This is a genomic window from Bradyrhizobium sp. Ai1a-2 (genome assembly GCF_000426245.1).
Classification (GTDB): domain Bacteria; phylum Pseudomonadota; class Alphaproteobacteria; order Rhizobiales; family Xanthobacteraceae; genus Bradyrhizobium.
In genome coordinates this window covers 58,218-72,986 of record NZ_AUEZ01000046.1, presented here as the reverse complement: position 1 = coordinate 72,986, position 14,769 = coordinate 58,218, and the positions used below count along the sequence as shown (strand labels likewise).

Here is a 14,769-nt window from a genome sequence, read left to right as displayed (position 1 = left end):
CAATGCGCCACCCGATTACAAGTTCAGGGTGTTCATCTCAGGCCAGAAGCGGCGCGTGACGCCCAGGATCAAACGCGAGCTGCGCCGGCGCTCGGCCGTCGAGCCGGTCATCGGCCATCTCAAATCCGAGCATCGCATGGGGCGCAACTACTTCTGGTACCGCAAGGGCGACGCCGCCAACGCCGTCCTCGCCGCCGCCGGATACAACTTCCGCCGTCTCATCCGCTGGCTGGAGCTTTTGTTGCACCAAATCCTGGTCAGGCTCATCCTCCGATTTCAGCTCGTCCCAAGCTGAAATCAGACTTCTTCACGGGCGACTAGGATGGGTAGAGCGAAGCGAAACCCATCATTCGCGCCGCTTGCTCCATCGCGATGGGTTTCGCTTTCGCTCTACCCATCCTACGAGCCTGCTGTTTGACATTTGAATCAGGAACTCTCCCCACGTCATTGCGAGGAGCGAAGCGACGAAGCAACCCATGTCTCTGCAGGCGGCCTCTGCAAGCGGCGAGATGGATTGCTTCGCTCCGCTCGCAACGACGGGAGGGGAAAGTGGTGGCTCGCGATGACAGCGTCGTGCCGGGGCAAGCCGGCACGACGCTGTGTTGTAACAACGAGACCTTCAGCGTCTTACGCGAAGCCGATGTTCTGCTGCCGCAACGGCACCGAGCGGATACGTTTTCCCGTTGCCGCGAAGTACGCATTCAGCACCGCCGGTGCGGCGACGCCGATGGTCGGCTCGCCGACGCCGCCCCAGAAGCCGCCGCTCGGCATCAGGATCGTCTCCACCTTTGGCATCTCGCTGATGCGCATCGAGTTGTAGGTGTCGAAGTTGGTCTGCTCGATGCGGCCGTCCTTCACGGTGCAGCCGCCATAGAACAGGGCGGAGAGGCCGTAGACGAAGGAGCCCGCGACCTGCCGTTCCACCTGCGCCGGATTGACGACGTAACCGGGATCGGTGGCAGCGACGATGCGATGCACCTTGATCTTGCTGCCGTCGGTCACCGAGATCTCGGCGGCGCCGGCGACATAGCTGCCATAGCCCATCACCTGCGCGAGCCCGCGATAGACGCCCTGCGGCGGCGGCTTGTCCCAGCCGATCCGTTCGGCCACCGCGTTCAACACCGCGAGGTGCTTCGGATGACCGCTCATCAATTTGCGACGGAACGCGAGTGGATCCTGGCCGACCGCGTGCGCGAGTTCGTCCATGAAGCTCTCGAGATAGATCGTGTTCGGGTTGATGTTGACGCCACGCCAGAAGCCGGGCGGCACGTGCGGATTGCGCATCGAATGTTCGATCAGGAGGTTGGGGATCGAATAGCCGATCACCGCTTCACCACTGGGGGCGAGCCCCTGGAACGTCGCGGGGTCCATGCCGTTGATCATGGCCTCGGGCCGCAGCCGCGCCAGGATCGATTGGCCGGAGATCCGCATGCGCAGCGCGGTCAGGTTGTTGTCGGCATCGAAGGCGCCGACCATCCGGCACTGGGTGACCGGATGATAGAAGCCGTGCTGCATGTCTTCTTCGCGCGACCACAACAGCTTGATCGGCGTGCCCGGCATCTGCTTGGCGATCAACACCGCCTGCCGCACATAGTCGCTCTGGCCGCGCCGGCCGAAGCCGCCGCCGAGGATCAGCTTGTGCACGTCGCATTTGTCAGCCGAAAGGCCCGACGCCTGCACGGCAGTGGCGAAGGCGGCTTCGCCATTCTGCGTGCCGCACCAGACATCCAGCTTGTCGCCGGTATGGAGCGCGGTCGCGTTCATCGGCTCCATCGTGGCCTGGTTCTGGTAGGGGTAGTTGTAGACCGCCTCGACCACCTTGGCGGCCCGCGAGATCTCCGCCGGCGCGTCGCCGTTCTTGTTGCCGACGAACGCGGTTTGAGACGGCTCCAGTCCTTCGGCCAGCCATTTGCTGATCGTCTCGCTGGAGGTCTTGGCGTTCGGGCCTTCGTCCCACTCGATCGGCAGCGCATCGAGCGCGGTCTTGGCGTGCCACCAGGTATCGGCGACGACGGCAACCCCGCTGTCGCCGACGCGCACCACCTTCTTGACGCCTTTCATGTTGGCGATCTTGGCCTCGTCAAAGCTCTTCAGCTTGCCGCCGAACACCGGGCAATCCTTGATCGCGGCGTTCAACATGCCCGGCAGTTTGAAGTCGATGCCATAGACCATCGCGCCGGTGGTCTTGTCGGCGGTGTCGAGGCGCTTCAGCCCCTTGCCGGCGATCTTCCAGTCCTTGGCGTCTTTCAGCTTCACGTCAGACGGCGGGCTGAGCTTGGCCGCCGCTTCCGCCATCTTGCCGTAGGTCGTGGTGCGGCCCGTCGGCAGATGGGTGATGATGCTGTTCGCGGCCGAGCATTCGGAAGCCGGCACCTTCCACTCGTTCGCGGCGGCCTGGATCAGCATCAGCCGCGCGGTGGCGCCGCCCTTGCGGACGTAATCATGCGAGCCGCGGATGCCGCGGCTGCCGCCGGTCGAGAAATCGCCCCAGGGCCGGCCGCGCGCGGCGCTCTGGCCCGGTGTCGGATATTCGGTGGTGACCTTCGACCAGTCGCATTCGAGCTCTTCGGCAACGAGCTGCGCAAGACCGGTGAGCGAGCCCTGGCCCATCTCCGAACGCGCGATGCGGATCACCACCGTATCATCCGGCCGGATCACCACCCAGGCGTTGATTTCAGGCGAGCCATCGGCGGCGCGCGCCACCGTCGGGCCGAACGGAAGATTGAAGCCCAGTGCAAGGCCGGCACCCGCCGCGGCGGTGCCAATCACGAACGCGCGGCGATTGAGCTTGACGTGCTGATTCATGACGGCACCTCACGCGTTCGCAACAGCGTGGATCGCTTCGCGCACCTGCGCGAAGGTGCCGCAGCGGCAGATATTGGTGATGGCCTCGTTGATCTCTTCGTCAGTGGGTTTCGGGGTGTCCTTGAGCAGCGCCGCCACCGCCATGATCATGCCGGTCTGGCAATAGCCGCATTGCGGCACGTCGTGATCGATCCAGGCCTGCTGCACCTTGTGCAGCTTGCCGTCGGCAGCAAGGCCCTCGATGGTCGTGATCGCCTTGCCATCCGCCTCGCTGACGAGCATTCCGCAGGAGCGCATCGCCACGCCGTCGACATGAACGGTGCAGGCGCCGCATTGCGCGATGCCGCAGCCATACTTGGTGCCGGTCAGTCCAATGTTTTCGCGGATCGCCCAGAGCAGCGGCGTATCCGGTTCGACATCGATCTCGATCTTCTTGCCGTTGATTGTGAGGTTAGCCATCGCAGTCCCCTTTTGATCCAGTTCCACCAACTGGACCTTGCCGCGATTTTGAACCGGGCACTAGAACGATTCAAATCAAGAAAATGCGTAGGCGGCGAGGGAGGAACAAACCCGATGATGCGGTGTTCTTGTTCTCTCGTGCCTCGCGCAGGATCACGAGCCCTTGGGCGCGACAGCAAGCCGCAGGAAGCTCATCGCGCTTCCGAGCGCCGCAAATCCAGCGCCAAGCGCGAGCGCGTAGGTTGCGCCTTCGTGGCCGGCGATAGCAAAGCAGAAGGCGGCGAGCGCCGCGCCGATGGTTTGCCCGGTCAGGCGCGCGGTTGCGACGATACCGCTTGCGCTGCCGCTGCGATGCGGTGGCGCACTGCTCATCAGTGCCTTCATATTGGGCGTCTGGAAAAAGCCGAATCCGATCCCGCAGATCACCATGCGCCAGACGATATCGGGGATGCTGGGCGAGGCTGGCAGTGTCGCGAGCAGCGTCATGCCGAGGCCAAGCAGGATCAACCCGATACCGCCGAGGATGCCGACCGGGTAGCGGTCGGCGAGGCGGCCGCCGATCGGCGCCATGATGGCGACCACCAGCGGCCACGGCGTCATGAAGAATCCGGTCTCGACCTGCGACCGCATCAGCACGGCTTCGAAATAGAACGGCAGCGAAACGAAGGCGAGGCCCTGGATCGCGAAGGCGCAGACCGCGGTCGTCGCGGACAAGGCGAACATCGGCCGGCGGAACAGGTCCATCGGCAGCATCGGCGCCGGGTGATCCCGATGCCGATGCATCAGCAACCAGCCGAGCAGGACCGCTCCCGCAAGTTCGACCGACACCAATGCCGGCGACGTCTTGTGCGCGGCGCTGCCGATGCCGATGATGAAGAGGCCGAGGCAGCCCGCCGCCAGCAATGCGCCGGGGAAGTCGAAGGCATGCACGGCGCGCGGCGTCGGCGGCAGGGTCTTCATGCCGATGAACAGCGCGATCAGGCCGAACGGGATGTTGATGGCGAACAGCCACGGCCAGGTTCCGAACGCCAGGATGCCGGAGGCAATCGTCGGCCCGAGGGTGAAAGCGGTTGCGACCACCAGCGCGTTGTGACCGAAGCCGCGGCCATGCATCCTGCTTGGGTAGACGTAGCGGACCAGTGCGGTGTTGACGCTCATCAGCCCGCTGGCGCCGAGCCCCTGCAGCGCGCGTGCGATGAGAAGGCTGTCGAGCGACCATGCGAGCGCGCAGCCGAGTGAGGCGAGCGTGAACAACAGGAGGCCGCCGAGATAGATGCGTTCATGGCCGACGATTTCCCCGAGCGCGCCAAGCGGCAGCAGGGTCGCGACCAGCGCGATCTGGTAGACGTTGACGACCCAGACGACATCAGCCGGGCTGACACGGAGATCGGTCGCGATCGCGGGCAAAGCGATGTTGGCAATCGCGGTGTCGAGCGAAGCCATCGCGAGCGCGGTGAAGATCGCGGCAACGGCCCAGCGCCGCTTCTGCGGCGGCAAGCCGTCCATGACCGGCGCAACCGGCGCCCTCGCCACGAGCATGTCCATTGTGGTCAGATTCCCCGAAAGGGCGGGATCCCCCCTGCGACCGATGTACTACACGCGTGTGGGTTGCCACAGGCGTGCGGCTGCATAATGCGTATGCGCAATTCTGCATTCCGGCACAGCGTCAGCAGTTCGCGCAGCGGATCAGGCGCTGAGCCCGAGCCGGGCATAGATGCGCCGGGCGTAGGCACCGAATTCGTCCGTGGTCTTGATCGGCAGCGCGCGGGGGAAGGGCAGTTCGATCGGGAAATATTCCGCCATCCGCGCGGGACCGGCGGTAAGCACGGCGCAATGGGAGCCCAGGAACACGGCTTCCTGGATGCTGTGGGTGACGAAAATGATGGTCTTGCCGCTCTCGCGCCAGATCCGCAGCATTTCGAGATTCATCTGCTCGCGCGTCAGCGCATCCAGCGCGCCGAACGGCTCGTCCATCAGGATCAGTTTCGGATCGTGGATGAAAGCGCGGGCGATCGCGGTCCGCTGCTGCATGCCACCGGAAACCTGCTGCGGATATTTGTCCTCATAGCCGGCGAGGCCGACCATCTTGAGCAGGCCGCGGGCGCGCTCCCGCGCCGCCTTCATCGGCAGCCCGACGATCTCGGCCGGCAGCAGCACGTTGTCCAGGATGGTGCGCCATTTCAACAGCAGCGCCTGCTGGAACACCATGCCGATATCGCGCGCGGGATCGAACGGCGTCTTCGCGTTGCCGATCTTGATCGTGCCGCCATCGGCGCCGTGCAGGCCGGCAAGGATCTTCAGCACCGTGGTCTTGCCGCAGCCGGATGGCCCGACCAGCGCCACCAACTCTCCCTCGGTGATGTCCATGGTGACATCGGAGACGGCAAGGAACTCGGCTCCCTTGGACCGATAGACCTTGCGGACGCTCCGCAGGCTGATGAAAGGCTCGGCCGTCATGCCAGCCATTTCTGCAGGTTCTCGGCGACGAAAGCATCGTCCGAGAGATCGGCGTGCTCACGGCAGACGCGATCGATCTCCTGCATCTGGCCCGGACTCAAGCCTTCGTTCGGATCAAGACACCAGATGCCTTCCATCAAGCCCTGGCGGCGGAGGATCTCGTGACAGCCGGCGATGCAGCCGTGGAAATTGTTGGCGACGTCGAAGAACGCGCTGTTGCAATCGGTGACGCGGGCATCGAGCGCAAGCAGATCGGCAGGCACCGTATCCTTCTGGCGTGCGTCCCTGCACATCTTGAATTGCCGGATCGCCGTCTGCGTCCACACCGACCAGTGACCGAGCAGGCCGCCCTTGAAGTAAGTGCGGGTGGTGACGCCGTTCTCGCGCAGATCGAACGGCAGGGTGAGGTCGAGCAGGATATGGTCGTCATTGCCGGTGTAGAGCGCGACACGGTCGAGGGCGCCAGCCGCGGCGACGCCGCGCAGCACGTCGAGGGTGCGATAGCGGTTGAACGGCGCGATCTTGATCGCGATCACATTGTCGATCGCCGCAAAGCGCCGCCAGAAGTCCGCGCTCAAGACGACTCCGCCAACCGCCGGCTGCAGGTAGAAGCCGACCAGCGGGATCTCGCGCGCCACCATCTGGCAATGCGCGATGATGTCGTCTTCGGACGCGGTCTTCATGGCGGCGAGGCTGAGCAGGCCGGCGTGATAGCCGATATCGCGCGCGGTGCGCGCTTCGGCGATCGCCTGCTGCGTCGGACCGGCGAGGCCTGCGACCATCGCCAGTGGCCGCTTCGTCCAGTTCGCCGCCGTCTCAGCGGCAAGCTCCAACACAGGCCGATAGAGCCCGACCTCGCGGATCGCGAATTGCGTGGTGTGGACGCCGACCGCAAGTCCGCCGGCGCCGGCGTCGATATAATAGCGCGTCAGCGCGCGCTGATGCCTCTTATCGAGCGCGCGGCTTGCATCAAGCGCGAGCGGGTGCGCAGGCAGCACGGTGCCATCGGCGATCAGCTTGCGTATCTCGGATTTGATCTCGCTGTGGTGCATGGCCAATCCTATCCAAATTCCGGGCCGGCGACGGCAAAGGGAAGCTCTTCGCTCTGTGTGGTGGCACGACCGAACCGCATGCGCTGGAACGGCCGCTCGATGTTCCAGCCGGCGCCGGTCAGTCCGGCGATGAACGGTTCCTGCGACGCGATCGCGTCGATCAGGAGCGGGCTCCTTTCGGTCCGGCCGATCGCACCGACCAGAGCCAGCGCATCTGTCGCGCTGTCCGCGAACAGTGGTCCGATGTGGCGCGCGGTGCGGCCGTCGCGCACCAGCGCCGTTGCGTTGCCTTGCGACAGAATGCGCGAGCCCGTGCGCGCGCCGAATTCGGCAAGCAGGGCGTTGCGTTCAAATCCCATGGCGCGCCGGTCGCGGGCGCTGAACGTATCGATATCGGAGGTCGCGAGCGCCGTGGACGCCTCGTGCGAAGGATGTTCGAGCCGCAGGCGCCGAAGCTGCAATGTCGGCGTGAAGCCGAGCGGGCCGTACACGCTGGCGCCGGCCGGCGTCGCATCGAGCCAGGTGGTGAGCCCGCGCTGCCTTGCCGCGTCGAGACAGGCATCGACCAGTCGGGTCGCGATGCCGCGGCGGCGCCAGCGCTCGGTCACCAGCACCATGCTGATCCAGGCATTGCCGGCGGAATACGGCAGCAGCGCTGCGGTTGCGACCAGATGCGGTCCGTCGCGGACGCCGAACACGATGCCGTTGGTCAGGAAGAAGCGCCAGTCGGCCTCGTTCTGGTTCCAGCGCGCTTCGGTCGACAGCGCAAGCCCGGCGAGCGCGTCGTCGACGCCGAGTTCGACGATGGCGACGGGCTCAATATCGGCCATCGCGCACCTCATATTTGGTCGGCTTGCCGAGGCTCGGCATCGCGCGTGCCACCCAGTCCGCGGTCCAAGCGATCAACTGCTCGGTGTCGACGACCGGCAGGCCGAACAGCCTGACCGCCTGCGAGGTGTCGGTCAGCCACGCCGTAGGCTCCTCCTTGCCGACGATGACAGGCTCGCGGCCGAAGCGCGCGCCGAACTTGGCGGCGAGATCGCGCACCGCGAGGATCTCATGGCCGCTGACATTGATCGGCGAGGTCGGCGTCGTGCAATGCGCCAGGCACCGCAGCGCCTGCGAAGCGGCATCGCCCTGCCAGATGAAATTGACATGGCCGAGGCTGACGTCGATCGGCGCGCCCGAAAGCACCTTGGTCGCGATGTCGTGCAGCACGCCGTAGCGCATGTCGATCGCATAGTTCAGGCGGAACAGGCGGCCGGGCGTTGCGAATTTCCGGGAGAAATATTCGAACATGCGCTCGCGCCCGACGCAGGATTGCGCGTATTCGCCGGGCGGGTTCGGAGCCACGTCCTCGTCGGAGCCTTTGCCGTCGACCGGCACGAACGGATAGACGCAGCCGGTCGAGAATGCCACGATCCGAGATGCAGGGAAGGCCTGCGCGACCAACGCGGGAACATGCGCGTTCATCGCCCACGTCAGCGACAGGTCGCCCTCGGCGCCGAACTTGCGGCCGGCCATGAAGATGATATTCGGCGCCTTCGGCAGCGCCTTGATCTCGGCCTCGTCCAGCAGGTCGCAATTGATGGTCTCGATGCCGCGTTGTTCGAGCCAGCCCTTCACCGCGGGATCGCTGAAGCGGGCGACGCCGATGACGCGGCGGTCCGGTGCGGCGGCCTTGGCAAGGCCGGCCAGCGTCGGCCCCATCTTGCCGGCGACGCCGAGGATCATGATGTCGCCATCGACCTTGCTGATATCGTCGACCAAGGCCTGGCTCGGCCGGCACAGCAAGTCGTCGAGCGCGGCGATATCCGGGATCGTCTTTGGCAAAGTGTCACGCGTGAGCAGCATGGTTCTTCCCCTGGTTTCTTATTGCAGCCGGATGTCGGAGACCACGAACAGCCGTTCAAGGCCCAGCACGAGGCCGTAAAGCGCGACGCCGAGCAGCGTCAGCAGCACGACCGCCATCACCATGGCCGGCGTATCGAGCGAGGACTGTACCTGGATCATGAGGTAGCCGAGCCCGCGCTCGGAGGCGATGAACTCGCCGACGATCGCCCCGGCAACCGCGAGGATAGCGCCGACCTTCATGCCCGAAAACACGTAAGGCAGCGATCCCGGCAACTGGATCTTCCGGAACAGCGTCCAGCGCGAGCCGCGCAGCGATTTGACGAGGTCGAGCAGGTCGGGCTCGACCTCGCGCAGGCCGCGCGCGGTCGTCAGCAGGATCGGGAAGAAGCAGATGCTGAAGGCGATCAGGATGTTCGGAATGATGCCGTAGGAGAACCACACGATGATCAGCGGTCCCATTGCCACTTTCGGGATCATGTTCAGCGTCACGAACAGCGGCAGCAGCACGAGGCTCACCAGCGGCGACCAGCTGAAGATGACGGCGAGCGCGACGCCGACCAGCGCGCCGAGGCAGAAGCCGCCGAGGATCTCGGCGGCGGTGACGAGCAGGTTCGACAGCCAGGCATATTTGGCGGAAGCGAGCGTAGCGACGGTCGCGAGCGGCGAGGGCAGGATGAACTTGGGCACCTGGAAGGCGTCGACCAGAACCTGCCAGAGCACGATCACGGCAAGATGCACGATCAGGATGATCGCGATGGACCGCGTGGATCGCCCGCCGTCACCAAACACCAATTGCTCCCTCGAAACACCGGCCGCCCCGGGCCGCCTGCCGTCAGCCTAGCCCGGACGCCGCCATCTTTCAACCATCTGGTTGATTGTGCCGCCGGGGGCCGCCTCCTCCGTCATTGCGAGCGCAGCGAAGCAATCCATTTCGCCACATGCGGGGGCATGGATTGCTTCGTCGCTTCGCTCCTCGCAATGACGGTGGTGGCAGCGGCTAAGGCCGGAGCGACTGCATCACCAGGTCGGTCACGTGCCGCCGCCGGGCTCGCCGCGCGGCCGTGCTCGACAGGTCCTTGCCGAAGATCGCCGACAGCGTCGGCGTGTTGGAGAAGAAGAAGTAGCTCAGCGCCGCGATCGAGATATAGAGGTGCACCGGATCGATGCCGCGCCGAAACACGCCGGCGCGCACGCCTTCGTTCAGGATCTTCGAGACCATGCTGACGAGCGGCGAGTGCATGGCCTCCAGCCGGCGGGAGCCGCGGACGTGCCGGGCGCCGCCTCGGTTCTCGTCATTCAGGAGCACGATGAAGTCGGGATGGGCGGCCAGATGATCGAACGAGGCTTCGATCAGCTTCTTGATCGCCAGTTCGGGGGGCAGTCCCTCCAGGTTGAGCTTGCGTTCCTGCTCGCGGATCTCCTCATAGACCCATTCGATCACGGCGAGGTAGAGCGCGTCCTTGTCGCCGAAATAATGGTAGACGAGCTGTTTGTTGACGCCGGCTCTGGCCGCGATCTCGTCGACCCTGGCGCCGGCAAGTCCATTCTGCGCGAATTCGCGCCGCGCCGCAGTCAAGAGCTTCCGTTGCGTGGCGACGGGGTCGCGCCGCTGCGGCTTTGTGTCGTCGGATCGTCGCTTCAGCATTTTCAACCAAACAGTTGACAATTACGCCTGTCCCTTGTTGCATTGGTAACGTCACAAACGAGCAGCGACAAGGCCGGGTTGCGCACGAGGAGAGTTGCGATGAAGGGTTTGAGGCTTGCAGCCTTGGCGCTGGGGTTGGCTCTAGGCTTGGCGTTTGCGCCGGTCGCATCGGTTGCGCCGGCGCGCGCCGCCGAATCCGTCAACCTGATCCTGAACTGGACTCCGACAGCGGATCATTCGCCGTTCTATTACGCCAAGGCGCACGGCTGGTACGAGAAGGCCGGCATCGATCTGACGATCGAGACCGGCAAGGGCTCCGGCGTCTCATCGCTGAAGGTTGGCTCCGGCGGCTCGCCGTTCGGCATCGCCGACCTCGCGACGATGCTGGTCGCCAAGAGCAAGGGCGCCGACGTGGTGGCGCTGATGAGCATCTACGCCAATACCGGGCAGACCTTCTATTGGCTGAAGAGCTACGGCGTGAACGGGGTGAAGGACTTTCCCGGCCACAAGATCGGCAATCCCCCGGGCGACGCCTCGCGCGTGATGTGGCCGGCCTTCGCCAAGGCGGCCGGAATCGCGCCTGATGCCGTCAATTTCGTCAATGTCGGCCCGACCGCGAAGATCGCGGCGCTGAAGAGCCACACGGTCGACATCATCAGCGACTTCTACAACGAGCACGATCTAAAGGCGATCGAGTTCGGCGCCGATCTCGGCTATGTCAACTGGAAGGACATCGGGCTCAACCCTTACGGCAATTCGCTGATCGTCAACGGTGCCTTCCTTCAGAAGAATCCGAAGCTGGTCGAGGAATTCGTGCGGATCACGCAGAAAGCCTATGCCGCCTGCGTCGCCGACGTCGCGCCCTGCCTGAAGGCGCTGCTCGACCAGGTCTCCGGCCTCGACCGCGAGAACCAGGAGCGACAGTGGGAGCGCATCAAGTTCCTGATGACGGACGAGTTCACCACGACCAAGGCGCTCGGCTGGATCGACGCCGAGCGGATGAAGAAGGACTACGATCTGGTGCACACCTATCTTGGGATGGAAAAGCCGTTCGACGTGAACACGGCGTTTTCGACCACGATGCTGGATACCAGCGTCAAGATGGACGCCAGCAAGGTGAAAAAGTAGCGCGGCTGCAGAACGCATTTGACGGCTGAAGCCACACGCTCATAAATCCCTCTCAATAGCCGCCGCCGGATCGGCGGGGCGGGGAGGGACCAGACATGACCGAGACAATCGCCGGCGAAGCCGCCAAGGATGCTTCGCCCTCCGTGGTCGCGCAACACGCGGCGATGCTGGATGCATTGCCATTCTCCGACACCGCCGATTTCGACGATGCTGCGCGCGGCTTCCTCGGCACCATCGAAAACGCACATATCACCAATGCCCAGGGTCGGGTGGTCTGGAGCCTCACGCCTTACGGCTTCCTGTCGTCAGAAGGGGCGCCGGCCACGGTCAATCCCAGCCTGTGGCGGCAGTCGCGGCTGAACATGCATCACGGCCTGTTCGAGGTGGTGTCCGGGGTCTACCAGGTCCGCGGGCTGGATATCGCCAACATGACGCTGGTCGAGGGCGACAGCGGCGTGATCGTGGTGGACACGCTCACGTCGATCGAAGGCGCGCGCGCCGCGATGGAGCTTTATTTCAAGCATCGTGGCAAGCGTCCGGTCGTCGCCGTGATCTTCACCCATACCCACACCGACCATTGGGGCGGCGCCCGCGGGGTGCTCGATGACGAGACGCTCGCGAACGGCGAGGTGCCGATCATCGCGCCAGATATGTTCATGGAGCATGCGGTCTCCGAGAACATCATCGCGGGCCCGGCGATGCTGCGGCGCGCGCAATATCAGTTCGGGCCGTTCCTGGCGAAGGGCGCGCGAGGTCAGGTCGATTGCGGGCTCGGCAAGTCGATGGCGGCCGGATCGGTGGCGCTGTTGCGGCCGACCGACCTGATCATTGCCACCGGCGACAAGCGCGTGATCGACGGCGTCGAGTTCGAATTCCAGATGGCGCCGAACAGCGAGGCGCCGGCGGAGATGCATTTCTATTTGCCGCGCTACAAGCTCCTGAATCTCGCGGAAAACTGCACCCATAATTTCCACAATCTGCTGCCGTTCCGCGGCGCCGATGTGCGTGATGCCCTGGCGTGGTCGAAATATCTCGGCGAGGCGCTCAAGATGTGGGGCGGCAAGGCGGCGGCGATGTGCGGCCAGCATCATTGGCCGGTGTGGGGGCGAGAGCGGATCGACACCATGATCCGCCAGCAGCGCGATCTCTACAAGTTCGCCCATGACCAGACCATACGCCTGATGAACCATGGGCTGACCGCAAGCGAAATCGCGGAGACCATTCGTCTGCCGAAAAGCCTGGAAGGCGCCTGGCACGGGCGCGGCTATTACGGGCATATCCGGCACAATGTGAAGGCGATCTATCAGAAATATCTCGGCTGGTATGACGCCAACCCCGTCAATCTCGATCCGCTGCCGCCGGTCGAATCCGGCAGGAAATATGTCGAGTACATGGGCGGCGCGGACGCGATCCTGAAACGGGCGCGCAAGGATTTTGCGAGCGGCGAATTCCGCTTCGTCGCGCAGGCCGTCAGCCATCTGGTGTTCGCCGAGCCGGACAATCAGGCCGCCCGCGCGCTGCTGGCTGATACGTTCGAGCAACTCGGCTATGCCGCGGAAAGCGCGACCTGGCGCAACAGCTATCTGTTCGGCGCGCAGGAACTACGGCAGGGCATGCCGAAGGCGCCCGCGCGCCCGGCGATGCCGCGTGAAACGCTCGCCGCGCTTCGCACCGAGCAGCTCTGGGATGTGTTCGGCATTCGCCTCAACGGCCCCAAGGCCGAGGGCAAGCGCATCGTCTTGAGCTGGAAATTCACCGACACCAACGAGGCCTTCATCCTGAACCTCGAGAATTGCGCGCTGACCTATGTCGCCGACGCGCAGGCTGAGGACGCCGATGCAGGCTTCACGCTGGCGCGCAGCACGCTCGACGAGGTCTTTGCGAAGTTGACGACGTTTCCGGAAGCCATCGCCAGCGGCAAGATCAGCGTGAGCGGCGACGCGACGCGGCTCACTGGGCTGATGACGCTGATGGACGAGTTTCCGCGAATGTTCGAGATCGTCGAGCCGAAGCGAACAGCGGTGAGTTGAGGAAGCTAGGGTGTAGGGTGGGTTAGCCGAGTTCCGATCTCGGTCGCTTCCACACGCGCAGGCGAGAGGCGTAACCCACCGTCCTTGTTGCGCGCGAGTGGTGGGTTACGCATCCGCCTTCGCTCTTCGAGCTTCGGCGGACGCTAACCCACCCTACGGCAGTCTACTCCGCGCTTGCGACCAGCTTGATGCGCGGCTCGGCCGCTTCCATCAGCTCGCGATAGCAGTTGAGATAATCGAGCGCCATGCGGCGCGCGGTGAAGCGGGTCTCGAACCGCTTGCGGATCGTCTGACGGCTGAGCGCCGGAAGCCGACCGACCGCGCCGACCGCGCTGGTCTCATCCTCGACGATGAAGCCGGTCAGGCCATCCTCGATGATCTCCGGCACCGAGCCGCGGTTGTAGGCGATGACCGGCGTGCCGCAGGCCATGGCCTCGATCATCACCAGGCCAAACGGCTCCGGCCAGTCGATCGGCAGCAACAGCGCGATGGCGCCGCTCAGGAACTCCGGCTTCTCCCGGTCGCTGATTTCGCCGATGAAATCCACGAGCGGATTGTCGACGATCAGCGGACGGATGACCGCCTCGTAATATTCCTGGTCGGCACGGTCGACCTTTGCCGCCATTTTCAAGGGGATGCCGCAGCGCATCGCAATCTTGATGGCGCGGTCGACGCCCTTTTCCGGCGCGATGCGGCCGAGCACTGCCAGGTAGGACGGGTTGACCGCCTGCGGCGTCAGCAGGTTCTCCGGCAGGCCGTGATGGATCGTCTTCACCCAATTCGCCTGTGGCACCGGACGGCGCTGGGCGTTGGAGATCGAGATCACCGGCACCTCCGGGAAGGTGTCGAACACCGGCTGGTGCTCGGGAAGGTCCAGCCGACCGTGCAAAGTGGTCACGAACGGGGTCGGCTGCCGCTGGAACAGCGACCACGGATAGTAATCCAGATGGAAGTGGAGGAAGTCGAACTCCTCCTGATCGCATTTCTGTCGGACGCGCTCGAGCAGCACCATGTGCAGCGCGTTGGGATCGCGGACCGATCCATCGAGGCGCAACGCTTTCGGCCAGGTCGCCTCCAGCTTGCCTGAGGTCTGTGAGTCCCCGCTGGCAAACAGGGTGACGTCGTGACCTAGCGTGACCAGTTCTTCCGTCAGCCAGTGCACGACCCGTTCCGTCCCGCCATAGAGCTTCGGGGGAACAGCCTCCGTCAGTGGCGCAACCTGCGCGATGCGCATGCTTTCGTCTCCTCTGTGTGATGTGGGATAATCAAGCCCAACCCCATTTGTCCGGCACCGGCATGCCGTAACGGGAACGTTCCCGCACGTGCGAAGTTCCTTAGC

12 protein-coding genes and 1 pseudogene are annotated in these 14,769 nt (G+C 64.5%); 3 read left to right on the top strand and 10 right to left on the bottom strand.

Annotated elements, in window-relative coordinates:
* Positions 1-295, top strand: a pseudogene (locus tag K288_RS0126275) (IS5/IS1182 family transposase); the annotation flags it as partial.
* 332 nt (positions 296-627) lie between these two features.
* Here the strand turns inward: K288_RS0126275 and K288_RS0126270 are convergent.
* The 9 genes from K288_RS0126270 to K288_RS0126230 all read right to left on the bottom strand — a co-directional run bounded on the left by K288_RS0126270 (position 628) and on the right by K288_RS0126230 (position 10,272).
* Positions 628-2,805: a molybdopterin cofactor-binding domain-containing protein gene (locus K288_RS0126270; RefSeq protein WP_027582252.1), complete on the bottom strand. Its 2,178-nt coding sequence runs from the start codon at positions 2,803-2,805 to the stop codon at positions 628-630.
* 9 nt (positions 2,806-2,814) lie between these two features.
* The gene (locus K288_RS0126265; RefSeq protein ID WP_027582251.1) at positions 2,815-3,264 is read right to left on the bottom strand and encodes a (2Fe-2S)-binding protein; all 450 of its coding nucleotides are present in this window, start codon (positions 3,262-3,264) and stop codon (positions 2,815-2,817) included.
* 153 nt (positions 3,265-3,417) lie between these two features.
* Positions 3,418-4,809, bottom strand: a complete 1,392-nt coding sequence (locus K288_RS0126260) for an MFS transporter (RefSeq protein ID WP_051334729.1) — start codon at positions 4,807-4,809, stop codon at positions 3,418-3,420.
* A 141-nt stretch (positions 4,810-4,950) separates the two neighbouring features.
* Positions 4,951-5,730 carry an ABC transporter ATP-binding protein gene (locus tag K288_RS0126255; protein ID WP_027582249.1) on the bottom strand — a complete coding sequence of 260 codons (780 nt, stop codon included), beginning with the start codon at positions 5,728-5,730 and terminating at the stop codon, positions 4,951-4,953.
* The gene (locus tag K288_RS0126250) at positions 5,718-6,773 is read right to left on the bottom strand and encodes a dihydrodipicolinate synthase family protein (RefSeq protein WP_027582248.1); all 1,056 of its coding nucleotides are present in this window, start codon (positions 6,771-6,773) and stop codon (positions 5,718-5,720) included. The genes K288_RS0126255 and K288_RS0126250 overlap by 13 nt, the downstream gene beginning before the upstream one ends.
* 8 nt (positions 6,774-6,781) lie before the next feature.
* Complete coding sequence (locus K288_RS0126245; RefSeq protein ID WP_027582247.1) at positions 6,782-7,603, bottom strand: GNAT family N-acetyltransferase; 822 nt, start codon at positions 7,601-7,603, stop codon at positions 6,782-6,784.
* A complete protein-coding gene (locus tag K288_RS0126240) occupies positions 7,590-8,627 on the bottom strand; it encodes an NAD(P)-dependent oxidoreductase (RefSeq protein WP_027582246.1) in 1,038 nt (345 codons plus the stop codon). Before K288_RS0126240 ends, K288_RS0126245 begins: the two co-directional genes overlap by 14 nt.
* Before the next feature lie 18 nt (positions 8,628-8,645).
* Entirely contained in the window at positions 8,646-9,416 is a 771-nt protein-coding gene (locus K288_RS0126235; RefSeq protein WP_027582245.1) for an ABC transporter permease, read from the bottom strand.
* 208 nt (positions 9,417-9,624) lie between these two features.
* Positions 9,625-10,272: a TetR/AcrR family transcriptional regulator gene (locus tag K288_RS0126230; RefSeq protein WP_027582244.1), complete on the bottom strand. Its 648-nt coding sequence runs from the start codon at positions 10,270-10,272 to the stop codon at positions 9,625-9,627.
* A 99-nt stretch (positions 10,273-10,371) separates the two neighbouring features.
* Between K288_RS0126230 and K288_RS0126225 the strand changes: the two genes are divergently transcribed.
* Positions 10,372-11,400 (top strand): ABC transporter substrate-binding protein, encoded by a 1,029-nt coding sequence (locus K288_RS0126225; RefSeq protein WP_027582243.1) that lies wholly within the window; start codon positions 10,372-10,374, stop codon positions 11,398-11,400.
* Positions 11,401-11,495: 95 nt separating this feature from the next.
* On the top strand, positions 11,496-13,430 hold the full coding sequence (locus tag K288_RS0126220) for an alkyl sulfatase dimerization domain-containing protein (RefSeq protein WP_027582242.1): 1,935 nt from the start codon (positions 11,496-11,498) through the stop codon (positions 13,428-13,430).
* Between the two features lie 163 nt (positions 13,431-13,593).
* Here the strand turns inward: K288_RS0126220 and K288_RS0126215 are convergent, their stop codons facing one another.
* Positions 13,594-14,664: a glycosyltransferase family 4 protein gene (locus tag K288_RS0126215; protein WP_027582241.1), complete on the bottom strand. Its 1,071-nt coding sequence runs from the start codon at positions 14,662-14,664 to the stop codon at positions 13,594-13,596.
* Positions 14,665-14,769: the final 105 nt, after the last annotated feature.